At 39.2% G+C, this 23,646-nt stretch carries 22 protein-coding genes and 1 pseudogene; 20 read left to right on the top strand and 3 right to left on the bottom strand.

The window, feature by feature from the left end; all coding sequences use genetic code 11:
* Nucleotides 1–72: 72 nt before the first annotated feature.
* Nucleotides 73–951, bottom strand: a complete 879-nt coding sequence (locus E2R31_RS02870) for an AraC family transcriptional regulator (protein WP_125412419.1) — start codon at nt 949–951, stop codon at nt 73–75.
* Between the two features lie 377 nt (nt 952–1,328).
* Between E2R31_RS02870 and E2R31_RS02860 the strand changes: the two genes are divergently transcribed.
* From E2R31_RS02860 to E2R31_RS02790, 14 genes and pseudogenes are all read left to right on the top strand, one after another.
* The gene (locus E2R31_RS02860) at nt 1,329–1,643 is read left to right on the top strand and encodes a YdcP family protein (RefSeq protein WP_000420682.1); all 315 of its coding nucleotides are present in this window, start codon (nt 1,329–1,331) and stop codon (nt 1,641–1,643) included.
* A 15-nt stretch (nt 1,644–1,658) separates the two neighbouring features.
* Nucleotides 1,659–2,045, top strand: coding sequence for a YdcP family protein (locus tag E2R31_RS02855; RefSeq protein ID WP_000985015.1), 387 nt, complete (start codon nt 1,659–1,661; stop codon nt 2,043–2,045).
* Between the two features lie 28 nt (nt 2,046–2,073).
* A complete protein-coding gene (locus tag E2R31_RS02850; RefSeq protein WP_000813488.1) occupies nt 2,074–3,459 on the top strand; it encodes an FtsK/SpoIIIE domain-containing protein in 1,386 nt (461 codons plus the stop codon).
* Between the two features lie 177 nt (nt 3,460–3,636).
* A complete protein-coding gene (mobT, locus tag E2R31_RS02840; protein ID WP_000398284.1) occupies nt 3,637–4,842 on the top strand; it encodes a MobT family relaxase in 1,206 nt (401 codons plus the stop codon).
* 42 nt (nt 4,843–4,884) lie between these two features.
* Nucleotides 4,885–5,106 carry a hypothetical protein gene (locus E2R31_RS02835; RefSeq protein WP_001009056.1) on the top strand — a complete coding sequence of 74 codons (222 nt, stop codon included), beginning with the start codon at nt 4,885–4,887 and terminating at the stop codon, nt 5,104–5,106.
* Between the two features lie 116 nt (nt 5,107–5,222).
* Nucleotides 5,223–5,720, top strand: a complete 498-nt coding sequence (locus E2R31_RS02830) for an antirestriction protein ArdA (RefSeq protein ID WP_000342539.1) — start codon at nt 5,223–5,225, stop codon at nt 5,718–5,720.
* Between the two features lie 88 nt (nt 5,721–5,808).
* Nucleotides 5,809–6,201 carry a conjugal transfer protein gene (locus E2R31_RS02825; RefSeq protein ID WP_000723888.1) on the top strand — a complete coding sequence of 131 codons (393 nt, stop codon included), beginning with the start codon at nt 5,809–5,811 and terminating at the stop codon, nt 6,199–6,201.
* A complete protein-coding gene (tcpF, locus tag E2R31_RS02820) occupies nt 6,185–8,632 on the top strand; it encodes a conjugal transfer ATPase TcpF (protein WP_000331160.1) in 2,448 nt (815 codons plus the stop codon). The genes E2R31_RS02825 and tcpF overlap by 17 nt, the downstream gene beginning before the upstream one ends.
* Nucleotides 8,633–8,634: 2 nt before the next feature.
* The gene (locus E2R31_RS02815; protein WP_000804748.1) at nt 8,635–10,812 is read left to right on the top strand and encodes a CD3337/EF1877 family mobilome membrane protein; all 2,178 of its coding nucleotides are present in this window, start codon (nt 8,635–8,637) and stop codon (nt 10,810–10,812) included.
* Nucleotides 10,809–11,810 (top strand): bifunctional lytic transglycosylase/C40 family peptidase, encoded by a 1,002-nt coding sequence (locus E2R31_RS02810; protein WP_000769868.1) that lies wholly within the window; start codon nt 10,809–10,811, stop codon nt 11,808–11,810. The genes E2R31_RS02815 and E2R31_RS02810 overlap by 4 nt, the downstream gene beginning before the upstream one ends.
* Nucleotides 11,807–12,742: a conjugal transfer protein gene (locus tag E2R31_RS02805; protein WP_001224320.1), complete on the top strand. Its 936-nt coding sequence runs from the start codon at nt 11,807–11,809 to the stop codon at nt 12,740–12,742. Before E2R31_RS02810 ends, E2R31_RS02805 begins: the two co-directional genes overlap by 4 nt.
* A 313-nt stretch (nt 12,743–13,055) precedes the next feature.
* A pseudogene (locus E2R31_RS10135) lies at nt 13,056–13,103 on the top strand (hypothetical protein); the annotation flags it as partial.
* A 15-nt stretch (nt 13,104–13,118) separates the two neighbouring features.
* Entirely contained in the window at nt 13,119–15,038 is a 1,920-nt protein-coding gene (gene tet(M) / locus E2R31_RS02795) for a tetracycline resistance ribosomal protection protein Tet(M) (RefSeq protein ID WP_000691736.1), read from the top strand.
* A 118-nt stretch (nt 15,039–15,156) separates the two neighbouring features.
* The gene (locus E2R31_RS02790) at nt 15,157–15,324 is read left to right on the top strand and encodes a cysteine-rich KTR domain-containing protein (RefSeq protein WP_000336323.1); all 168 of its coding nucleotides are present in this window, start codon (nt 15,157–15,159) and stop codon (nt 15,322–15,324) included.
* 59 nt (nt 15,325–15,383) lie between these two features.
* Here E2R31_RS02790 and E2R31_RS02785 read toward each other — a convergent pair whose 3' ends face one another.
* Complete coding sequence (locus tag E2R31_RS02785; RefSeq protein WP_001227347.1) at nt 15,384–15,737, bottom strand: helix-turn-helix transcriptional regulator; 354 nt, start codon at nt 15,735–15,737, stop codon at nt 15,384–15,386.
* Nucleotides 15,738–16,241: 504 nt separating this feature from the next.
* Between E2R31_RS02785 and E2R31_RS02775 the strand changes: the two genes are divergently transcribed.
* The 4 genes from E2R31_RS02775 (at nt 16,242) to E2R31_RS02755 (ending at nt 18,854) form a co-directional block, all read left to right on the top strand.
* A complete protein-coding gene (locus tag E2R31_RS02775) occupies nt 16,242–16,664 on the top strand; it encodes a sigma-70 family RNA polymerase sigma factor (protein WP_000804885.1) in 423 nt (140 codons plus the stop codon).
* Complete coding sequence (locus tag E2R31_RS02770) at nt 16,661–16,891, top strand: helix-turn-helix domain-containing protein (RefSeq protein ID WP_000857133.1); 231 nt, start codon at nt 16,661–16,663, stop codon at nt 16,889–16,891. Before E2R31_RS02775 ends, E2R31_RS02770 begins: the two co-directional genes overlap by 4 nt.
* Nucleotides 16,892–17,351: 460 nt before the next feature.
* A complete protein-coding gene (locus tag E2R31_RS02760) occupies nt 17,352–17,555 on the top strand; it encodes an excisionase (RefSeq protein ID WP_000814511.1) in 204 nt (67 codons plus the stop codon).
* 81 nt (nt 17,556–17,636) lie between these two features.
* Nucleotides 17,637–18,854, top strand: coding sequence for a tyrosine-type recombinase/integrase (locus tag E2R31_RS02755; RefSeq protein WP_001291561.1), 1,218 nt, complete (start codon nt 17,637–17,639; stop codon nt 18,852–18,854).
* Nucleotides 18,855–19,067: 213 nt separating this feature from the next.
* On the opposite strand, the gene E2R31_RS02750 is transcribed toward E2R31_RS02755, so the two are convergent.
* Nucleotides 19,068–20,267 carry an L-lactate MFS transporter gene (locus tag E2R31_RS02750; protein ID WP_049519212.1) on the bottom strand — a complete coding sequence of 400 codons (1,200 nt, stop codon included), beginning with the start codon at nt 20,265–20,267 and terminating at the stop codon, nt 19,068–19,070.
* Between the two features lie 218 nt (nt 20,268–20,485).
* On the opposite strand from E2R31_RS02750, the gene E2R31_RS02745 reads away from it, so the two are divergent.
* Nucleotides 20,486–21,094 (top strand): NADPH-dependent FMN reductase, encoded by a 609-nt coding sequence (locus E2R31_RS02745; protein ID WP_132972735.1) that lies wholly within the window; start codon nt 20,486–20,488, stop codon nt 21,092–21,094.
* Nucleotides 21,095–21,119: 25 nt separating this feature from the next.
* Complete coding sequence (locus E2R31_RS02740; protein WP_132972733.1) at nt 21,120–23,531, top strand: flavocytochrome c; 2,412 nt, start codon at nt 21,120–21,122, stop codon at nt 23,529–23,531.
* Nucleotides 23,532–23,646: the final 115 nt, after the last annotated feature.

The raw sequence follows: 23,646 nt of genomic DNA, 5'->3' as shown, positions 1-23,646 counted from the left end.
CCTAATGAAGCCACCAAATTCGGTGGCTTTTTTGTTTGAAAAAACTCCTTAGAAAAGACTAAGGAGAAAGGATTATGTTTTCTTTTTAAGTTGTTGATTTCGATACTGTCTAGGTGTTAGGTAATAGTGCTGCTTAAATTGACGGTTGAAGTTTGAAAGGTTGGTGAAACCGACCTGGCTTGCAATTTCTTGAATGCTGAGGTTGGTTTGGACGAGTTTCTCACAGGATTTCTCAAGACGTAACTGGAGCAGGTAGTCCATACAACTGGCTCCAGTATGTTGCTTGAAAATACTCATAAAGTGATTTTTACTATATCCAAATGTTGCAGCCAGTTGCTCAATATGAATGGGTTCTGAGTAATGCTGTTCAAGGTAGCAAATCACTTCTTTTAGTTTTTGGTATTTTTGGTAGGTATCATCTGTATAGTGTCGATGGACGTATCTATACTTAAAGAGAAGATGAAGCAATTCGTATAGTTTAGATTTTATGAGTAGGTCGTAGTATATGCCTTTTTCTTCAAGGATAGAAAAGAGGGAAAGAAGGCAGGATTGAATTTGATCATAGGCCTTATCGCCTGGTGATATTTGAGGAGTGAGGCAAAAGTGACCAGAGTGGAGGGGTTGGATATAGCGTTGGCTAAAGCTGTCAATTTGACTTCTACCAAGATAATCTAGATGAATCCGAAAGCTGGTAGAAAATAGTTCTTGATCTTTGTGAGAATAGATAGCATGGAGAGAGGTCGGTTGGATAAGAAAAATATCTCCTTTACGACTTTCAAAGCGTTCTGAGTTGATATGAACGATGGCAGAACCCTTTGTAACATAAATAATCTCTAGCTCAGGATGACAATGATAGATTGTGTCAGGAGATGTTTTGGATAAGATTTGTTTTTCAAAATCATATGGGAAGTCAGATGGGTTATCTCGTAAGAAACGTGAACGGTCTGCCATGGTAAATCCTCCCAATATTCTATTACTACTTTTATTCAAAGAAAAATAGCATAAAAATCTAGTTATCCGCATAAAAACTGGACTTATCACACTTTATCAAGGTCAAAACCACTCAATTTACTACTAATTTACTACTTATGAATGAGCTTTGATACGACGATTTATCCTTGAAAAGTGAAGATATAAAGATACTTCCAATAAAATTTGAATATTTAATAGGTAGACACTTCAAAAAATGAGGTGTCTATTTTTTTACCCGATTTTGAAAGGAAGTGAACTTATGAAAACAAAAAATCAAGAATCAAAAGGTCGTTCCCCACTCTTTAAGACCATCAAACATTCATTCAGCCAATAAAAAAGAAAGGATAGGTAAAAATATGGAACTTAAATTTGTGATTCCCAACATGGAAAAAACATTCGGCAATTTAGAATTTGCTGGCGAGGATAAAGTCGTTCAGCGAAGAATCAACGGACGGCTAACTGTCTTATCAAGAAGCTATAATCTCTATTCTGATGTTCAAAGAGCAGATGATATTGTGGTGGTGCTTCCTGCTGAAGCTGGCGAAAAACATTTCGGCTTTGAGGAACGTGTGAAGTTAGTCAATCCACGTATTACCGCAGAGGGCTACAAAATCGGCACTCGTGGTTTTACAAATTACCTTTTACATGCTGACGACATGATAAAAGAATAAAGAAAGAGAGGAAAAATGATGAGATTAGCAAATGGCATTGTATTAGATAAAGACACGACTTTTGGAGAATTGAAATTCTCTGCTCTACGTCGTGAAGTGAGAATCCAAAATGAAGACGGGTCGGTTTCAGATGAAATCAAGGAACGTACCTATGACTTAAAATCCAAAGGACAAGGACGCATGATTCAAGTAAGTATTCCTGCCAGCGTGCCTTTGAAAGAGTTTGATTATAACGCACGGGTGGAACTTATCAATCCCATTGCGGACACCGTTGCTACTGCCACCTATCAAGGAGCAGATGTTGACTGGTATATCAAGGCAGACGATATTGTGCTGACAAAGGATTCTAGTTCATTCAAAGCTCAACCACAAGCAAAGAAAGAACCGACACAAGACAAATAGTCGCTAGGTAGAAAGGAGACTTTTTCGCATGAAACAGCGTGGTAAAAGGATTCGCCCATCTGGTAAAGATTTAGTCTTTCATTTTACGATAGCGTCACTCCTGCCTGTTTTCCTGCTGGTTGTCGGACTGTTTCATGTGAAGACAATCCAGCAGATCAACTGGCAGGATTTTAACCTATCACAAGCAGATAAGATTGACATTCCCTATTTAATTATCAGTTTCAGTGTCGCAATTCTTATCTGCTTGCTGGTAGCGTTTGTATTCAAACGGGTTCGCTATGATACGGTTAAACAACTTTACCACCGTCAAAAACTGGCAAAGATGATACTTGAAAACAAGTGGTATGAATCTGAACAGGTCAAAACAGAGGGTTTCTTTAAAGATAGTGCTGGTCGTACAAAGGAAAAGATAACCTACTTCCCTAAAATGTATTATCGACTTAAAAATGGCTTGATACAGATACGGGTGGAAATCACGCTGGGAAAATATCAAGACCAACTCTTACACTTGGAAAAGAAATTAGAGAGTGGCTTGTACTGTGAGCTGACGGATAAAGAGTTAAAGGATTCCTATGTGGAATATACTTTGCTCTATGACACCATAGCCAGTCGTATTTCTATTGATGAAGTAGAAGCTAAAGATGGTAAACTTCGCTTAATGAAAAACGTATGGTGGGAATATGATAAGCTCCCTCATATGTTGATTGCTGGTGGTACAGGTGGCGGTAAAACTTACTTTATACTGACACTGATTGAAGCCTTGCTTCATACAGATTCAAAACTGTATATTCTTGACCCGAAAAATGCTGACCTTGCGGACTTAGGTTCTGTGATGGCAAATGTCTACTATAGAAAAGAAGACTTGCTTTCTTGCATTGAAACATTCTATGAAGAAATGATGAAACGTAGTGAGGAAATGAAGCAGATGAAGAACTATAAGACTGGCAAAAATTATGCTTACTTAGGTCTCCCGGCACACTTCTTAATCTTTGATGAATACGTCGCTTTCATGGAAATGCTGGGAACAAAAGAAAACACCGCAGTTATGAATAAGCTGAAACAGATTGTCATGTTAGGTCGTCAAGCTGGCTTCTTTCTAATACTGGCTTGTCAACGTCCAGACGCAAAATATTTAGGCGACGGAATCCGTGATCAGTTTAATTTCAGAGTGGCTTTAGGTCGTATGTCTGAAATGGGCTATGGCATGATGTTTGGCAGTGACGTACAAAAGGATTTCTTCTTAAAGCGAATCAAAGGTCGTGGCTATGTTGATGTAGGAACAAGTGTCATATCAGAGTTTTATACTCCCCTTGTACCAAAAGGATATGATTTCTTGGAGGAAATTAAAAAGTTATCCAACAGCAGACAGTCCACGCAGGCGACGTGCGAAGCGGAAGTCGCAGGTGTGGACTGATCTTGCTGGCTGGTGTGGCAATAGCCACGCCAGCACTTAACCCCCCGTATCTAACAGGGGGGTACAAATCGACAGGAAACAGTCAAAAAAACATTAGAAAATCCTTTGGTTACAAGGGATTTACAAAATTTCAGCGTATGTCAAATGGGCTTTAAAAGTTGACATACGCCTTTTTGATTGGAGGGATTTTTACTGAATGAACAAACTTGGTTACAGCATTTAAAAGAAAAACGCTTGGCTTATGGACTATCTCAAAACCGTTTAGCTGTTGCGACTGGTATTACAAGGCAGTATCTAAGCGATATTGAAACAGGAAAAGTCAAGCCATCAGAGGATTTACAGCAGTCCCTTTGGGAAGCTCTGGAACGCTTCAATCCCGACGCTCCCCTTGAAATGCTGTTTGATTATGTAAGGATTCGCTTTCCGACAACAGACGTACAGCAGGTGGTCGAAAACATCTTACAACTGAAACTGTCCTATTTTCTTCATGAGGACTATGGTTTCTATTCTTATTCAGAGCATTATGCTTTAGGCGACATATTCGTCCTTTGCTCCCATGAACTGGACAAAGGAGTTCTGGTGGAATTGAAAGGTCGTGGGTGCAGACAATTTGAAAGCTATCTTCTGGCACAACAAAGAAGCTGGTATGAGTTCTTTATGGACGTTTTGGTGGCTGGCGGTGTGATGAAACGCCTTGACCTTGCCATTAACGATAAGACAGGGATTTTGAATATCCCTGTACTCACTGAAAAGTGCCAACAGGAAGAATGTATCTCCGTCTTCCGCAGTTTTAAAAGCTATCGCAGTGGCGAACTGGTACGCAAAGAGGAAAAGGAATGTATGGGAAACACCCTCTATATCGGTTCATTACAAAGTGAAGTTTATTTCTGTATCTATGAAAAGGACTACGAGCAGTACAAGAAAAATGATATTCCCATTGAAGACGCAGAAGTAAAAAACCGTTTTGAGATTCGATTGAAAAATGAGCGTGCCTATTATGCAGTCCGTGATTTACTCGTCTATGACAATCCAGAGCATACCGCCTTTAAAATTATCAATCGGTATATCCGTTTTGTAGATAAAGACGATTCCAAACCTCGTTCTGATTGGAAACTGAATGAAGAATGGGCTTGGTTTATTGGGAACAATCGTGAACGATTAAAACTAACCACAAAACCAGAGCCTTACTCCTTCCAAAGGACGCTGAACTGGCTATCTCATCAAGTTGCCCCGACCTTAAAGGTTGCGATTAAACTTGATGAAATCAACCAGACGCAGGTTGTAAAAGACATTCTCGACCATGCGAAACTGACAGACCGACACAAGCAGATTTTGAAGCAACAGTCAGTAAAAGAACAGGACGTGATAACAACAAAAAAATAACTCAAATACAAATTCATTGAATATAGAGAGGAGAACATTTTTATGAATTTTGGACAAAACCTTTATAACTGGTTTCTATCAAACGCTCAATCACTGGTGCTTTTAGCAATCGTTGTGATTGGCTTGTATCTTGGCTTCAAGCGTGAGTTTAGCAAACTGATTGGCTTTTTAATTATTGCGATTATTGCGGTTGGCTTAGTCTTCAACGCTGCTGGAGTAAAAGACATTTTACTAGAGCTATTCAATCGCATTATTGGTGCTTAAATAAAACCGTTCTTTTGTGGAATATAAGTGGTTTTCTTATGTTCCGCAAAGGAATGGTACACCAAACGAAGTGCGGTAGGGATTTTTGAATCTCTACAAAGAAAGGACGTGAATATATGGACGATATGCAAGTCTATATTGCGAATTTAGGCAAATACAATGAGGGCGAATTGGTCGGTGCGTGGTTTACCTTTCCCATTGACTTTGAGGAAGTCAAAGAGAAAATCGGCTTGAATGATGAATATGAGGAATACGCCATTCATGACTACGAGTTACCCTTTACGGTTGACGAATACACTTCCATTGGCGAACTCAATCGACTATGGGAAATGGTATCGGAATTACCCGAAGAATTACAATCGGAGCTATCTGCTCTGCTCACTCATTTTTCAAGCATTGAAGAACTAAGCGAACATCAAGAGGATATTATCATTCATTCCGATTGTGATGATATGTATGACGTGGCACGCTACTACATTGAAGAAACGGGTGCTTTAGGCGAAGTACCAGCTAGTCTTCAAAACTATATTGATTATCAAGCCTATGGTCGGGATTTAGACCTTTCAGGAACGTTTATCTCAACCAATCATGGGATTTTTGAAATCGTCTATTAAATCTGTCGGTACATTACTACTGGCAGATTTTCTATTTTACGGGGTGGCTCAATCAGCTACCCCTATTTTTTATGAAAGGATTGATTACATGAAGAAAATACGAAGCTATACCAGTATCTGGTCTGTGGAAAAGGTACTGTATTCTATCAATGATTTTAGACTTCCGTTTCCCATAACCTTTACGCAAATGACATGGTTTGTCGTGTCACTCTTTGCAGTGATGATACTTGGCAACTTGCCCCCTCTTTCCATGATAGAGGGAGCATTTCTCAAATACTTTGGGATTCCTGTGGCTTTCACATGGTTTATGTCTACAAAAACTTTTGATGGTAAAAAGCCTTATGGATTTTTGAAGTCTGTCATTGCTTATGCACTGCGACCAAAGCTGACCTATGCAGGAAAAAAAGTAACGCTTGGCAGAAACCAGCCACAAGAAGCCATTACAGCAGTTAGGAGTGAATTTTATGGCATATCCAATTAAATACATTGAAAACAATCTCGTCTGGAATAAAGACGGGGAATGTTATGCTTACTATGAGCTTGTTCCTTACAATTACTCATTTCTAAGTCCAGAACAGAAAATACAAGTGCATGATTCTTTCAGACAGCTTATCGCACAAAATCGTGATGGCAAAATTCATGCTTTACAAATCAGTACAGAATCCAGCATACGTTCTGCACAAGAGCGTTCCAAAAATGAAGTCACTGGCAAGCTCAAAGCGGTTGCCTATGACAAAATCGACCAACAGACAGACGCTTTAATATCCATGATTGGCGAAAATCAAGTGAACTACCGTTTCTTTATCGGCTTTAAGTTGCTTCTCAACGATCAGGAGTTTTCTATGAAAAGTCTTACCGTTGAAGCAAAAAATGCTTTGTCTGATTTTGTCTATGATGTGAACCATAAGCTGATGGGCGATTTTGTTAGTATGAGTAATGATGAAATCCTGCGTTTTCAGAAGATGGAAAAGCTCTTAGAAAATAAAATCTCTCGTCGTTTCAAAATCCGCAGGTTAGATAAGGACGACTTCGGCTATCTGATTGAACACCTTTACGGACAGACAGGCACTGCCTATGAAGAGTATGAGTACCATCTATCAAAGAAAAAGCTGGATAATGAAACGCTGATTAAATACTATGACTTGATTAAGCCTACTCGCTGTTTGGTGGAAGAAAAACAGCGATATTTGAAAATCCAGCAGGAAGATGAAACCGTCTATGTAGCTTACTTTACCATTAACAGCATTGTCGGAGAACTGGACTTCCCGTCCTCTGAAATCTTCTACTACCAGCAACAGCAATTTACATTCCCGATTGATACGTCAATGAATGTGGAAATTGTAGCGAATCGTAAAGCCCTATCTACTGTCCGCAATAAAAAGAAAGAACTGAAAGACTTGGATAACCACGCTTGGCAAAGTGATAATGAAACCAGCTCCAATGTGGCGGAAGCTCTGGAAAGTGTGAATGAGCTGGAAACCAATTTAGACCAAAGCAAGGAATCTATGTACAAGCTGTCTTATGTGGTAAGGGTATCAGCAAATGATCTTGACGAACTCAAACGTCGTTGTAATGAAGTGAAAGATTTTTATGACGATTTAAGCGTAAAACTGGTACGACCATTTGGGGATATGCTCGGCTTACATGAAGAATTTTTACCTGCCAGCAAGCGTTATATGAATGATTATATTCAATACGTGACCTCTGATTTCCTCGCTGGTTTAGGTTTTGGTGCTACTCAAATGCTGGGGGAAAATGAGGGGATTTATGTTGGCTACAGCTTAGATACTGGACGCAATGTCTATCTGAAACCTGCTCTTGCCAGTCAAGGGGTTAAGGGTTCAGTAACCAATGCGTTAGCGTCGGCTTTTGTTGGTTCGCTGGGTGGTGGTAAATCCTTTGCGAATAACCTTATCGTCTATTATGCGGTGCTTTATGGGGCACAAGCAGTGATTGTAGACCCAAAAGCAGAACGTGGCAGATGGAAAGAAACCTTGCCAGAGATTTCCCATGAAATCAATATCGTCACTCTGACTTCTGATGAGAAAAACAAAGGCTTACTTGACCCTTATGTGATTATGAAAAATCCCAAAGATTCTGAATCACTGGCTATTGATATTCTGACATTCCTTACGGGGATTTCCTCTCGTGATGGGGAACGCTTCCCAATCCTTAGAAAAGCCATTCGTGCAGTAACCAATAGTGAAGTACGAGGGTTGATGAAAGTGATTGAGGAATTACGGGTTGAGAATACGCCACTAAGTACCAGTATAGCCGACCATATCGAAAGTTTTACAGACTATGACTTTGCACATTTATTATTCAGTAATGGTTATGTGGAGCAGTCTATCAGCTTAGAAAAACAACTGAACATTATACAGGTTGCGGACTTGGTACTTCCCGACAAGGAAACTTCCTTTGAGGAATATACCACTATGGAGCTTTTATCCGTTGCTATGCTGATTGTCATTAGTACCTTTGCTTTAGACTTTATCCATACAGACCGAAGCATTTTCAAGATTGTAGATTTAGACGAAGCATGGAGCTTTTTACAGGTAGCACAAGGAAAAACACTATCTATGAAGCTGGTTCGGGCTGGTCGTGCTATGAACGCTGGGGTATATTTCGTGACCCAAAATACAGACGACCTCTTAGATGAAAAACTGAAAAATAACCTCGGCTTAAAATTTGCATTTCGTTCCACTGACCTTAACGAGATTAAAAAGACCTTAGCCTTTTTTGGTGTAGACCCAGAGGACGAAAACAATCAGAAGCGATTGCGTGATTTGGAAAACGGGCAATGCCTTATCAGTGATTTATATGGTCGTGTCGGTGTGATACAGTTCCACCCTGTATTTGAAGAACTGCTCCATGCCTTTGATACCAGACCACCTGTGCGAAAAGAGGTGTAAATGTGAAACCATCAATAGTAAACAGAATAAAATCAAACTGGACGCTGAAACGTCTAGGTAAAGTGGCAATGACAGTGGCTTTCACACTTGTGATTGCCATTTTTCTTTTAGCCATGCTGGGAACGGTGGTTCAAGCTGCGGGCTTGGTAGATGATACGGTCAATGTGGCAAATGAATACAGCCGATACCCACTTGAAAACTATCAACTGGATTTTTATGTGGATAATAGCTGGGGCTGGCTTCCGTGGAACTGGTCGGACGGGATTGGAAAACAGGTCATGTATGGACTATATGCCATTACCAATTTTATTTGGACAATCAGTTTGTATGTTTCCAATGCGACAGGTTACTTAGTACAGGAAGCCTATTCCTTAGACTTCATTTCCGCTACAGCAGATTCCATTGGTAAGAATATGCAGACCTTAGCTGGTGTGAGTGCAAACGGATTTTCAACAGAGGGTTTCTATGTTGGATTCCTCTTACTCTTGATTTTGGTTCTTGGGGTTTATGTTGCCTATACGGGACTGATAAAGAGAGAAACCACAAAGGCAATTCATGCCATTATGAATTTTGTGCTGGTGTTTATCCTATCGGCTTCCTTTATTGCCTACGCTCCCGACTACATTAAAAAAATCAATGACTTTTCATCAGACATCAGTAATGCCAGTTTATCACTTGGCACGAAGATTGTCATGCCCCATTCCGATAGTCAAGGCAAGGACAGCGTGGACTTAATCAGAGATAGCCTGTTTTCCATACAGGTTCAGCAACCGTGGCTACTGCTTCAATACAACAGTTCAGACATTGAAAGTATCGGTATTGACCGTGTGGAAAGCCTGCTCTCCACCAGCCCAGATTCCAACAATGGCGAAGACAGAGAAAAAATTGTTGCGGAAGAAATTGAAGACAGAAGCAATACCAATCTAACCATTACAAAGACCATTAACCGTTTAGGTACAGTCTTCTTCCTATTTGTCTTCAATATTGGGATTTCCATATTTGTATTCCTATTAACAGGAATCATGATTTTCTCGCAGGTACTTTTTATCATCTATGCTATGTTTCTGCCTGTGAGCTTTATTTTAAGCATGATTCCATCATTTGATGGTATGTCAAAACGAGCCATAACAAAGCTCTTTAATACCATTTTGACACGAGCTGGAATCACATTGATTATTACGACAGCATTTAGTATTTCAACCATGCTCTATACCTTATCGGCTGGTTATCCGTTCTTTTTGATTGCTTTTCTACAGATTGTGACCTTTGCAGGAATCTACTTCAAGCTGGGCGATTTAATGAGTATGTTTTCTCTACAGAGTAACGATTCTCAAAGTGTGGGAAGTCGTGTGATGAGAAAACCTCGTATGCTTATGCACGCTCACATGCACCGTCTACAGCGGAAACTTGGACGTTCCATGACTACTCTAGGGGCTGGGTCTGCCATTGTTACAGGTAAAAAAGGACAGTCGGGTTCGGGGAGTTCTGCAAGGACACAAGCAGATCACTCCCGACCAGACGGAAAGGAAAAATCAACACTTGGAAAACGTATCGGTCAAACCATCGGTACAGTAGCTGATACCAAAGACAGAATGGTAGACACTGCTAGTGGTTTGAAAGAACAGGTTAAAGATTTGCCGACCAATGCAAGATATGCAGTATATCAAGGAAAATCCAAAGTAAAAGAGAATGTCCGTGATTTAACCAGTAGTATTTCTCAAACCAAAGCGGACAGAGCCAGTGGACGCAAGGAACAGCAGGAACAAAGGCGAAAAACCATTGCGAAGCGTCGCTCTGAAATGGAACAGGTCAAACAGAAAAAACAGCCTGCTTCTTCTGTTCATGAAAGACCGACTACAAGACAAGAACAATATCATGATGAACAGACCTCAAAACAGTCTAATATTCAGACTTCATATAAGGAATCTCAACAAGCCAAACAAGAGCGTCCAGCAGTTAAGTCCGATTTTTCAAGTCCAAAAGTGGAACGCCAAGGCAATACCGTTCAAGAAAAAACCGTTCAAAAGCCAGCAACTTCAACCACTACAGCAGATAGAACTTCACAACGTCCAATCACAAAAGAACGTCCGTCTACTGTTCAAAGAGTACCACTACAAAATACAAGAAGTAGACCACCAATCAAAACCGCCACCATTAAGAAAGTCGGTAAGAAACCATGAAGTTGAAAACTTTAGTGATTGGTGGTTCTGGATTATTCTTGATGGTCTTCTCACTGCTTCTGTTTGTTGCCATTTTATTTTCAGATGAACAGGACAGCGGAATTTCCAATATTCATTATGGAGGTGTGAATGTTTCCGCAGAAGTGCTGGCTCATAAGCCTATGGTAGAAAAATATGCCAAAGAATATGGCGTTGAAGAATATGTCAACATACTTCTTGCGATTATACAGGTGGAATCGGGCGGTACTGCGGAAGATGTTATGCAGTCCTCGGAATCCCTCGGTCTTCCACCTAATTCATTGAGTACAGAAGAATCCATTAAGCAAGGTGTGAAGTATTTCAGTGAATTATTAGCCAGTAGCGAAAGGCTCAGTGTAGATTTAGAATCGGTTATCCAGTCCTACAATTATGGTGGTGGTTTCTTAGGGTATGTGGCTAATCGTGGAAATAAATATACCTTTGAACTGGCTCAAAGTTTCTCAAAAGAGTATTCAGGTGGCGAAAAAGTGTCTTACCCCAATCCCATAGCCATACCTATCAATGGGGGCTGGCGATACAACTATGGCAATATGTTTTATGTGCAACTGGTAACGCAGTATCTTGTCACAACAGAGTTTGATGATGATACGGTACAAGCCATCATGGACGAAGCACTGAAATATGAGGGCTGGCGATACGTTTACGGTGGAGCTTCCCCGACTACTTCTTTTGATTGTAGCGGACTGACACAATGGACGTATGGAAAAGCTGGAATTAACTTACCACGAACCGCACAACAGCAATATGATGTGACCCAGCATATCCCACTATCGGAAGCACAAGCTGGCGATTTGGTTTTCTTTCATTCTACCTATAACGCTGGCTCTTATATTACTCATGTTGGGATATACCTTGGCAATAACCGTATGTTTCATGCAGGCGACCCAATCGGTTATGCCGACTTAACAAGCCCCTACTGGCAACAGCATTTAGTGGGAGCAGGACGAATCAAACAATGAGAAAGGAAGATTTAATGATGAAATTTAGAAAAAATCAGAATAAAGAAAAACAGATACCAAAGGAAAAGAAACCTCGTGTCTACTATAAGGTCAATCCTCATAAAAAGGTTGTGATTGCCTTGTGGGTACTTTTAGGGCTTAGTTTCAGCTTTGCGATATTCAAGCACTTTACAGCTATAGATACTCATACTATTCACGAAACAACTATCATAGAAAAGGAATACGTTGATACTCATCATGTAGAAAATTTTGTAGAGAACTTTGCGAAAGTCTACTATTCATGGGAGCAATCCGATAAGTCCATTGATAATCGAATGGAAAGTCTAAAAGGCTATCTGACAGATGAACTTCAAGCTCTCAATGTTGATACAGTACGCAAAGATATTCCTGTATCGTCTTCTGTAAGAGGATTTCAGATATGGACGGTAGAGCCAACTGGCGACAATGAGTTTAATGTAACCTACAGTGTAGACCAGCTCATTACAGAGGGAGAAAATACAAAGACCGTCCACTCTGCTTATATAGTGAGTGTCTATGTAGATGGTTCTGGAAATATGGTACTGGTTAAGAATCCGACCATTACCAACATACCTAAGAAATCAAGTTATAAACCAAAAGCCATTGAAAGTGAGGGGACGGTTGATTCCATTACAACCAATGAAATCAATGAGTTTTTAACGACGTTCTTCAAGCTCTATCCTACAGCGACAGCCAGTGAACTTTCCTACTATGTGAATGACGGGATATTAAAACCAATCGGAAAAGAGTACATCTTTCAAGAACTGGTAAATCCTATTCACAATCGTAAGGATAATCAAGTCACGGTATCGCTGACAGTGGAGTATATCGACCAGCAGACCAAAGCAACGCAGGTATCTCAATTTGATTTGGTACTTGAAAAGAACGGGAGTAATTGGAAGATTATAGAATAACAAATATTGGTACATTATTACAGCTATTTTGTAATCACGTACTCTCTTTGATAAAAAATTGGAGATTCCTTTACAAATATGCTCTTACGTGCTATTATTTAAGTATCTATTTAAAAGGAGTTAATAAATATGCGGCAAGGTATTCTTAAATAAACTGTCAATTTGATAGTGGGAACAAATAATTGGATGTCCTTTTTTAGGAGGGCTTAGTTTTTTGTACCCAGTTTAAGAATACCTTTATCATGTGATTCTAAAGTATCCAGAGAATATCTGTATGCTTTGTATACCTATGGTTATGCATAAAAATCCCAGTGATAAAAGTATTTATCACTGGGATTTTTATGCCCTTTTGGGTTTTTGAATGGAGGAAAATCACATGAAAATTATTAATATTGGAGTTTTAGCTCATGTTGATGCAGGAAAAACTACCTTAACAGAAAGCTTATTATATAACAGTGGAGCGATTACAGAATTAGGAAGCGTGGACAAAGGTACAACGAGGACGGATAATACGCTTTTAGAACGTCAGAGAGGAATTACAATTCAGACAGGAATAACCTCTTTTCAGTGGGAAAATACGAAGGTGAACATCATAGACACGCCAGGACATATGGATTTCTTAGCAGAAGTATATCGTTCATTATCAGTTTTAGATGGGGCAATTCTACTGATTTCTGCAAAAGATGGCGTACAAGCACAAACTCGTATATTATTTCATGCACTTAGGAAAATGGGGATTCCCACAATCTTTTTTATCAATAAGATTGACCAAAATGGAATTGATTTATCAACGGTTTATCAGGATATTAAAGAGAAACTTTCTGCCGAAATTGTAATCAAACAGAAGGTAGAACTGTATCCTAATATGTGTGTGACGAACTTTACCGAATCTGAACAATGGGATACGGTAATAGAGGGAAACGATGACCTTTTAGAGAAATATATGTCCGGTAAATCATTAGAAGCATTGGAACTCGAACAAGAGGAAAGCATAAGATTTCAGAATTGTTCTCTGTTCCCTCTTTATCATGGAAGTGCAAAAAGTAATATAGGGATTGATAACCTTATAGAAGTTATTACTAATAAATTTTATTCATCAACACATCGAGGTCCGTCTGAACTTTGCGGAAATGTTTTCAAAATTGAATATACAAAAAAAAGACAACGTCTTGCATATATACGCCTTTATAGTGGAGTACTACATTTACGAGATTCGGTTAGAGTATCAGAAAAAGAAAAAATAAAAGTTACAGAAATGTATACTTCAATAAATGGTGAATTATGTAAGATTGATAGAGCTTATTCTGGAGAAATTGTTATTTTGCAAAATGAGTTTTTGAAGTTAAATAGTGTTCTTGGAGATACAAAACTATTGCCACAGAGAAAAAAGATTGAAAATCCGCACCCTCTACTACAAACAACTGTTGAACCGAGTAAACCTGAACAGAGAGAAATGTTGCTTGATGCCCTTTTGGAAATCTCAGATAGTGATCCGCTTCTACGATATTACGTGGATTCTACGACACATGAAATTATACTTTCTTTCTTAGGGAAAGTACAAATGGAAGTGATTAGTGCACTGTTGCAAGAAAAGTATCATGTGGAGATAGAACTAAAAGAGCCTACAGTCATTTATATGGAGAGACCGTTAAAAAATGCAGAATATACCATTCACATCGAAGTGCCGCCAAATCCTTTCTGGGCTTCCATTGGTTTATCTGTATCACCGCTTCCGTTGGGAAGTGGAATGCAGTATGAGAGCTCGGTTTCTCTTGGATACTTAAATCAATCATTTCAAAATGCAGTTATGGAAGGGATACGCTATGGTTGCGAACAAGGATTATATGGTTGGAATGTGACGGACTGTAAAATCTGTTTTAAGTATGGCTTATACTATAGCCCTGTTAGTACCCCAGCAGATTTTCGGATGCTTGCTCCTATTGTATTGGAACAAGTCTTAAAAAAAGCTGGAACAGAATTGTTAGAGCCATATCTTAGTTTTAAAATTTATGCGCCACAGGAATATCTTTCACGAGCATACAACGATGCTCCTAAATATTGTGCGAACATCGTAGACACTCAATTGAAAAATAATGAGGTCATTCTTAGTGGAGAAATCCCTGCTCGGTGTATTCAAGAATATCGTAGTGATTTAACTTTCTTTACAAATGGACGTAGTGTTTGTTTAACAGAGTTAAAAGGGTACCATGTTACTACCGGTGAACCTGTTTGCCAGCCCCGTCGTCCAAATAGTCGGATAGATAAAGTACGATATATGTTCAATAAAATAACTTAGTGTATTTTATGTTGTTATATAAATATGGTTTCTTGTTAAATAAGATGAAATATTTTTTAATAAAGATTTGAATTAAAGTGTAAAGGAGGAGATAGTTATTATAAACTACAAGTGGATATTGTGTCCTGTATGTGGAAATAAAACACGATTAAAGATAAGGGAAGATACTGAATTAAAAAAATTCCCCCTCTATTGTCCGAAATGCAGACAAGAAAATTTAATTGAAATAAAGCAGTTCAAAGTAACTGTGATTACAGAGCCAGACGCAAAGACGCAGAGCCGATAAAATGAGATTAATACAATCTCATTTTATCGGCTCTTTCCGTTATGTATGGATTCTTTTAATTAGTCTTCGATGTTTCTTGCTTCGTTGATACCGCTGGCTAAAGATTCCATTAAGGATAGTTCTTTGTCTGTAAAGCTATCCATGTATTTCTCTATCTGTAATCGTCGGGTGCTTTTTACCAAGTTATTAGCAGGTAAGAAAAATTCATCAACGGAAACATGAAGTAACGATACAAGGTCATAAAGAACTTGTATGCTGGGGTGTTGCCCTTTATTTTCAATATTAGTTAAGTACCGTGGGTCAATTTCAATCAATGCTCCCACTTGTTCACGAGTTAAACCTCGTTTCAATCGAGCTTCTTTAATGGCTAAACCAAAGGCTCTAAAATCATATTTATCTTCTTTTTTACGCATAGTAGACCACCTCTATACATTTTATTGTTCCTACTGAATTAAAAACAGGTATAGAAAAACGTGTTATATGGTTTATAGGTTTATATTTAATAAAAAGCACTACTAAACGCCAATAAAAAAAACCGTTATATGGTAGTGCTATTTACGCTGTTAAAATATTGTATATTACTTCCAAATGGCGGTTTGTTGGAGGTCAACGTCGCCATGAAGTACATCATATACAATAAATTTCCTTACATTGGGTTCTTGTCAAAAAAAGTCGTCTATCTGCAATAGATAAGTACGTCCACCAATGTGGTTTTATAAATCATATAGATAGAATAACAGAAGCATGTAAACAGAGAAATAAATCTGTTTATATGCTTTTTTGGCTATTCAGAACTTTTTTACAAAGTTTATTTATCAGTAATGCAACAAATCCCCCTTTCACATTGGGACTAAGAGTGAAAGGAGATAAACGAGCAAGGCTCACTTCCTTTCCTAGACAGAAAGGGGGTGAGAAACATGAAACCATCTTCTTTTCAGACCACAATAGAAAATCAGTTTGACTATATCTGTAAACGTGCTATGGAAGACGAGCGAAAGAATTATATGCTTTATCTTTCAAGGATTGCAAAGCGTGAGGTGTCCTTTTCGGATGTTGGCGATTATCTTGTTAGCCAGTTTGCGACAACAGATAACTATTCAACTGACTTTCAGATTTTTACACTCAATGGGTTATCAGTAGGCGTTGAAAATGATTTGTTGAGTGAAGCATTACGTGAGTTGCCAGACAAGAAACGTGAAATTCTACTGCTGTTTTACTTTATGGACATGAGCGATTCAGAAATTGCAGACCTGTTGAAATTGAACCGTTCTACTGTCTATCGGCATAGAACCAGTGGACTAGCCTTAATTAAAAAGTTTATGGAGGAATTTGAAGAATGAAAACACAATATCCTATGATTCCCTTTCCTCTCATTGTAAAGGCAACAGATGGCGATACCGAAGCGATTAACCAGATTCTACATCATTACAGAGGGTACATAACGAAGCGTTCCCTACGACTTATGAAAGATGAATATGGCAATCAAAGTATGGTCGTTGATGAAGTCTTACGTGGAAGAATGGAAACCAGACTGATTACAAAGATTTTGTCATTTGAAATTAAGTAATATCCTCTCTCCTTTCGTGGAAGCGTGCTAAACCATTCCACGCTTCCCGAACAGGGAGGTTTGTTATTCCACCAAAGCATATTGAGCTTTCAATGTGTTTTGATAGGCTAACGAGCCATTGTTCTTTGAAAACTGAATAAAAGTAATCGAATACGTTTCGATAAGAAAAGAGCCAACGGAACTAACCGCCATGACCTATCTTATAAAGATAGCGAGCGATTCATGTTAGTGATCCGAGAAGCAATCTTTAGCAGGATTGCCTGCAACGACATTCTTATCGTGATAATGATACTCCCATACAGTCAATAGTCCGAGCGTGATAAAACCGTCGCAGGCAATGAGTATGGCTACATGAGAACCATGCAGGGGTGGAACTCCCGTGAGCTTTGCTAAAGCTGTTCGATTGCTGGTAAAACAACTTTTATGAAATCCAAATAAGTGATTTGGAAAGGAGGATTTTATGAAGCAGACTGACATTCCTATTTGGGAACGTTATACCCTAACCATTGAAGAAGCGTCAAAATATTTTCGTATTGGCGAAAACAAGCTACGACGCTTGGCAGAGGAAAATAAAAATGCAAATTGGCTGATTATGAATGGCAATCGTATTCAGATTAAACGAAAACAATTTGAAAAAATTATAGATACATTGGACGCAATCTAGCGTCGCCAAAGGGTCTTGTATATGATAAAATAGTATTAAGTCGTATCAAGGCTCTTTCCATAAAGGAAAGGAGCAAATGCCATGTCAGAAAAAAGACGTGACAATAAAGGTCGAATCTTAAAGACTGGAGAGAGCCAACGAAAAGACGGAAGATACTTATACAAATATATAGATTCATTTGGAGAACCGCAATTTGTTTACTCGTGGAAACTTGTGGCTACAGACCGAGTACCAGCAGGAAAGCGTGATTGTATCTCACTTAGAGAGAAAATCGCAGAGTTACAGAAAGACATTCATGATGGTATTGATGTTGTAGGAAAGAAAATGACACTCTGCCAGCTTTACGCAAAACAGAACGCTCAAAGACCAAAGGTTAGAAAAAACACTGAAACTGGACGCAAATATCTTATGGATATTTTGAAGAAAGACAAGTTAGGTGTAAGAAGTATTGACAGTATTAAGCCATCAGACGCTAAAGAATGGGCTATTAGAATGAGTGAAAATGGTTATGCTTATCAAACCATCAATAACTACAAACGTTCTTTAAAGGCTTCATTCTATATTGCTATACAAGATGATTGTGTTCGGAAGAATCCATTTGACTTTCAACTGAAAGCAGTTCTTGATGATGATACTGTCCCTAAGACCGTACTAACAGAAGAACAGGAAGAAAAACTGTTAGCCTTTGCAAAAGCTGATAAAACCTACAGCAAAAATTATGATGAAATTCTGATACTCTTAAAAACAGGTCTTCGTATTTCAGAGTTTGGTGGTTTGACACTTCCAGATTTAGATTTTGAGAATCGTCTTGTCAATATAGACCATCAGCTATTGAGAGATACTGAAATTGGGTACTACATTGAAACACCAAAGACCAAAAGTGGCGAACGTCAAGTTCCTATGGTTGAAGAAGCCTATCAAGCATTTAAGCGAGTGTTAGCGAATCGAAAGAATGATAAGCGTGTTGAGATTGATGGATATAGTGATTTCCTCTTTCTTAATAGAAAGAACTATCCAAAAGTGGCAAGTGATTACAACGGCATGATGAAAGGTCTTGTTAAGAAATACAATAAGTATAACGAGGATAAATTGCCACACATCACTCCACATAGTTTGCGACATACATTCTGTACCAACTATGCAAATGCAGGAATGAATCCAAAGGCATTACAGTACATTATGGGACATGCTAATATAGCCATGACGCTGAACTATTACGCACATGCAACATTCGATTCTGCAATGGCAGAAATGAAACGCTTGAATAAAGAGAAGCAACAGGAGCGTCTTGTTGCTTAGTAGTACAAATGAATTTACTACTTATTTACCACTTCTGACAGCTAAGACATGAGGAAATATGCAAAGAAACGTGAAGTATCTTCCTACAGTAAAAATACTCGAAAGCACATAGAATAAGGCTTTACGAGCATTTAAGAAAATATAAAAAGATAATTAGAAATTTATACTTTGTTTATACCAAAAAAACTTCCTTATCTAGGAAGTTTTCGAGTTTTAAGCTTTCTTTTTCATATAAAAAATAGTAAGCATAAGTCCAATGAAGGCCAAAGCAATAGCCACATAAAAAGCTACACTATAATTTCCATTATTAGCCATTGCCATTTGAACAGCGACCTTGGGAGCGAAAAATGCTGCTAAAGAATATCCAGTGAAGACGATACCGTAGTTGACCCCTTGATTTGCAGGACCGTAATTTTCCATGACGATAGATGGGAAGACCCCCATAACACCACCAAAGCAGATACCAAGCCCAATAATTCCTAAGGTAAACCCGAATTGACCAGGAACGATAGTTAGGGAGAATAAAGCTAGGACAATGACAGAATAGATAATCAATAAGGTCTTTGAACGGCCGATTTTATCAGAAAGTGATCCCCAGATAAAACGACCACTAGAGTTTGCGATTGAATAAAGAGAGACATAGAGAGCTGCAGTGCCTGCAGAGAGTCCAAACATTGATTGACCGATTGGTGATGCTTGAGAGGCAATCATCAAACCAGAAAAGGCGCCAACAAAGAACATGCTAATGATAATGTAAAACAGAGGACTTTGTAGCATTTGTTTCCAGTTCTTATTAGTAGGTCCTTGTTTGGTTGGGATAGGAGCTTTCCAGCCTGCTGGTTGGTAGCCACTTGGAGCTGCCTTGATAAAGAAAATTGCACAGATGATAACAACAATATAGACTAGCCCAATTGTACGAAAAGCAAAGAAGGCATCTTGTTGTTGAATGAGATTGCTCGCGACTGGAGAAGCGATGACTGCGGCAAATCCCATGCCACCTGTCAGAATTCCAGAGGCTAAGCCACGTTTATCAGGGAAGAGGCGAAGTGAATTGGAGAGGGCACCTGAATAGGCAAAACCTTGACCAAGCCCGGCCATTAATCCATAGGTCAAATAAAGCATGGCTGGTGAATTGGCATAGCCGGTTAAGTAAAATCCGCTAGCAAATAGAAGAGCACCGAGGGCGATGGTCCATTTTACGTAACCTTTGTCAACTAAATAACCTCCAAGAATCATGGGGATAGGGCCGATTGCAGAGTTGATAGCAAATGCTAACATAATATCAGACATGGACCAGCCTGTTGAACTGCTAAGTGGTCCGGCAAAAACAGAAAAGGAATAGACGGCACCTGTGCAAAGAAGAATGGCTGTGGACGCGACTAAAATCCGCCAACGATTGAATGTCTCTTTCATAAAAACATCCTCCTTAAATGTATATTTTTTCACCAAGACTATATCATAGTTAAGGAAGCTGGTCAATAGTTTAAGAAGATATTTTGTTAATTTTTTCACGAACTTGTACTAAAGTACGATAATCTGATAGAATAACACGGTCTTTATTATCAAGGATTTACAAGATTTTCTAAAGTAGTATAATGAAAGTAGATTAAATAAATGAAAGGGGTACCAAGATGAAACTAGTTGCTATCGTTGGAACCAATTCAGATCGCTCAACCAATCTGAAACTCTTGAAATTTATGCAAAAGCACTTTTCGGATAAAGCCGACATTGAGGTATTGGAAATCAAACAATTGCCAGCATTTAACGAACCTGAGGACAAGCAAGCACCAGCTGAAGTTCAAGCTTTTTCAGAAAAAATTCTTGCCGCAGATGGTGTGATTATTTCAACACCTGAGTACGACCACACGATACCAGCACCTTTGGCCTCTGCTTTGGAGTGGATTGCTTATACCAGTCGTGCCTTAATCAATAAACCAACTATGATTGTTGGTGCTTCTCTTGGCTTGCTAGGAACATCTAGAGCGCAGGCACATTTACGTCAGATTTTAGATGCGCCGGAGCTTAAAGCGAGAGTTATGCCTGGTACAGAGTTCTTTCTAGGTCATTCTGAGCAAGTCCTAGATGATGAGTGTCATTTGAACAATCCTGAAAAGGTTGCAGAACTAGAAGAACATTTTTCAGAGTTTCAAAATTTTGTTGAACTAACAAAGGCTTTAGTCAAACCAGAAGATACAAATCGTAAGAAATCTTTCATTTGGGAAGAATGGTTGAAAGCATAGGTATTTCAAGAAAGGAGAACAATCCATGAAATTAGTAGCTATTGTTGGGACTAATGCAAAAAAATCCTATAATCGCAACCTGTTGCAATTTATGAAAAGACATTTTGCTCAGAAAACGGATATTGAGATTTTAGAAATAACAGATGTACCAATGTTCAATGAAACAGATGATCAAACAGATACACCTATTATTCAGAAGTTTAATCAAGCTATTTCAGAAGCTGATGGTGTCATTATCTCGACACCCGAGCACAATCATACGATTCCATCAAGTTTGAATAGCTTGCTCAAGTGGTTGTCTTTTAACATTCATCCACTAGACGGAAAGCCGACAATGATTGTCGGAGCTTCTTACGATATTCAAGGTTCCTCACGTGCCCAACTTCATCTTCGTCAGATTTTGGATGCTCCTGGGGTAAATGCAACAGTTATGCCAGGTAGTGAGTTTTTACTTGGTCGAGCGCATCGAGCGTTTGATGACAATGGAGATTTGATTGATGAGCGAACCGTTGATTTCCTAGATAGTTGTTTTTATCGCTTCCTTCGCTTTGTATCCGTCGCAAACCAACTAAATCTTCCTGAAGAAGTCCGCTTTGAACCGGGGACTTACCATGTTACAACTGAAGGTCATAATGGTAAATTACCGATGGATGTAACGGTTTCTGAGGACCGTATTGAAAAAATTGAAATCGATTCTTCTGGAGAATCTTCAGGAATCGCAGATGTCGTCTTTACCCGTATTCCAGCAGAAATCATTGAGGGACAAACCTTAAATGTTGATGCGGTGTCAGGAGCTTCTGTGACTTCAAATGGTGTTTTAGATGGAGTTGCGCGTGCAGTCAAACAAGCCGGTGCAAATCCAGATGTTTTACGGAAGCGTTCAAAAGCGCCATCTGCCCTAGATAAAGAAGATAAAACCTATCAGGCAGACGTTGTCATCGTCGGAGGCGGAGGAGCTGGATTAGCTGCAGCGGCTGCAGTCTTACAAGCTGGTAAGAAGCCAATTGTTGTTGAGAAATTTCCTGCAATTGGAGGAAATACTGTTCGTGCAGGTGGTCCAATGAATGCACCAGATCCAGCATGGCAAGGAACCTTCGCAGCTCATCCAGGTGAGGCTCATACGCTTCAAGAATTGATTGCGACAGATGAATCAACGATTGATCCAGAATATCTAGAGGACTTTAGAGCCTTGAAAGTTGAGGTTGAGCAGTATTTGCAGGACCCGAGCTATTTGTTTGACTCTACCTTACTTTACCGTATCCAAACCTATATCGGTGGGAAACGAAAAGATTTACAAGGAAATGAAATTCATGGGCAATACGATTTGGTTTCTGTATTAACCGAACGAGCCCTAGAGTCTGTTCGTTGGTTGGAAGACATCGGCGTTGAATTTGTTCGTAGTGAAGTGACAATGCCAGTTGGAGCCCTTTGGCGTCGTGGCCATAAGCCGGTTCAACCAATGGGGTATGCCTTTATATCTGTCCTACAAAAAAATGTTCTAGAGCATGGTGGCAAAATCTTGACTGACTCTCCAGTTAAAGAATTGCTTGTAAAAGACGGGGCTGTCAAGGGTGTTAGAGCAGAAGGTCGAAATGGTCAAACCATCATTGTCAATGCAGATGCCGTTGTTCTAGCTTCTGGAGGATTTGGTGCCAATACAAAGATGCTACAAAAATACAATACTTACTGGACTGAAATTGCAGATGATATTGCCACATCTAATACACCAGCTGTAACAGGAGATGGTATTCTTTTAGGGCAAAGTGTAGGTGCAGATTTGGTGGGTATGGGCTTTAGTCAAATGATGCCAGTATCCGATCCAGTAACAGGTGCCCTCTTCTCAGGACTTCAAGTTCCTCCAGCTAACTTCATCATGGTAAATACTGAAGGGAAGCGCTTTGTAGATGAGTACGGTAGCCGAGACAAGCTATCTCAAGCAGCGATTGATAATGGAGGCTTGTTCTATCTAATCGCAGATGAACGTATCAAGGCAACAGCCTACAACACTAGCCAAGAAAAAATCGATGCCCAAGTCAAAGCAGGCACTCTCTATCGTGCAGATACGATAGAAGAGTTAGCGGTTCAGATTGGTATGGATCCACAGGTGTTAGCAGATACAATCAAGAAGTACAATTCTTATGTTGATGCAGGATTTGACCCTGAATTCAATAAAGGTAGTTTTGATCTCAAGTGTGAGGTTGCACCATTTTACGCAACACCAAGAAAACCAGCCGTTCACCATACAATGGGTGGACTCAAGATTGATACTTCAACACACGTTTTGAATGAAAACGGGCAGATTATCCCTGGTTTGTATGCTGCCGGAGAAGTCGCAGGTGGACTCCATGCAGGTAACCGTCTAGGAGGAAATTCGCTTACGGATATCTTTACTTTTGGACGTATTGCAGGTCAAACAGCTGTTAAAGAAAATTGTTAGTGATTGATTTAAAAATTAAGGGAATTTTAAGTCTCCTCGTGTATTATATAATCATTAAATAAAGACCTCCTAATACTCTTCGAAAATCTCATCAACCTTCGTTAGAGTCGACTTA

It is taken from the genome of Streptococcus downii, assembly GCF_004353325.1.
GTDB lineage: Bacteria > Bacillota > Bacilli > Lactobacillales > Streptococcaceae > Streptococcus > Streptococcus downii.
The sequence above is the reverse complement of the archived record's forward strand: the minus strand, read 5'-3'. Positions and strand labels throughout refer to the sequence as shown.

Excerpts from the sequence above, each read along its gene's own strand:
- E2R31_RS02870 (WP_125412419.1), bottom strand. The coding sequence starts at position 951 with ATGGCAGACCGTTCACGTTTCTTACGAGATAACCCATCTGACTTCCCA.
- E2R31_RS02860 (WP_000420682.1), top strand. The coding sequence starts at position 1,329 with ATGGAACTTAAATTTGTGATTCCCAACATGGAAAAAACATTCGGCAAT.
- E2R31_RS02855 (WP_000985015.1), top strand. The coding sequence starts at position 1,659 with ATGATGAGATTAGCAAATGGCATTGTATTAGATAAAGACACGACTTTT.
- E2R31_RS02850 (WP_000813488.1), top strand. The coding sequence starts at position 2,074 with ATGAAACAGCGTGGTAAAAGGATTCGCCCATCTGGTAAAGATTTAGTC.
- E2R31_RS02835 (WP_001009056.1), top strand. The coding sequence starts at position 4,885 with ATGAATTTTGGACAAAACCTTTATAACTGGTTTCTATCAAACGCTCAA.
- E2R31_RS02830 (WP_000342539.1), top strand. The coding sequence starts at position 5,223 with ATGGACGATATGCAAGTCTATATTGCGAATTTAGGCAAATACAATGAG.
- E2R31_RS02825 (WP_000723888.1), top strand. The coding sequence starts at position 5,809 with ATGAAGAAAATACGAAGCTATACCAGTATCTGGTCTGTGGAAAAGGTA.
- tcpF (WP_000331160.1), top strand. The coding sequence starts at position 6,185 with ATGGCATATCCAATTAAATACATTGAAAACAATCTCGTCTGGAATAAA.
- E2R31_RS02810 (WP_000769868.1), top strand. The coding sequence starts at position 10,809 with ATGAAGTTGAAAACTTTAGTGATTGGTGGTTCTGGATTATTCTTGATG.
- E2R31_RS02805 (WP_001224320.1), top strand. The coding sequence starts at position 11,807 with ATGAGAAAGGAAGATTTAATGATGAAATTTAGAAAAAATCAGAATAAA.
- E2R31_RS02785 (WP_001227347.1), bottom strand. The coding sequence starts at position 15,737 with ATGCGTAAAAAAGAAGATAAATATGATTTTAGAGCCTTTGGTTTAGCC.
- E2R31_RS02775 (WP_000804885.1), top strand. The coding sequence starts at position 16,242 with ATGAAACCATCTTCTTTTCAGACCACAATAGAAAATCAGTTTGACTAT.
- E2R31_RS02770 (WP_000857133.1), top strand. The coding sequence starts at position 16,661 with ATGAAAACACAATATCCTATGATTCCCTTTCCTCTCATTGTAAAGGCA.
- E2R31_RS02760 (WP_000814511.1), top strand. The coding sequence starts at position 17,352 with ATGAAGCAGACTGACATTCCTATTTGGGAACGTTATACCCTAACCATT.
- E2R31_RS02755 (WP_001291561.1), top strand. The coding sequence starts at position 17,637 with ATGTCAGAAAAAAGACGTGACAATAAAGGTCGAATCTTAAAGACTGGA.
- E2R31_RS02750 (WP_049519212.1), bottom strand. The coding sequence starts at position 20,267 with ATGAAAGAGACATTCAATCGTTGGCGGATTTTAGTCGCGTCCACAGCC.
- E2R31_RS02745 (WP_132972735.1), top strand. The coding sequence starts at position 20,486 with ATGAAACTAGTTGCTATCGTTGGAACCAATTCAGATCGCTCAACCAAT.
- E2R31_RS02740 (WP_132972733.1), top strand. The coding sequence starts at position 21,120 with ATGAAATTAGTAGCTATTGTTGGGACTAATGCAAAAAAATCCTATAAT.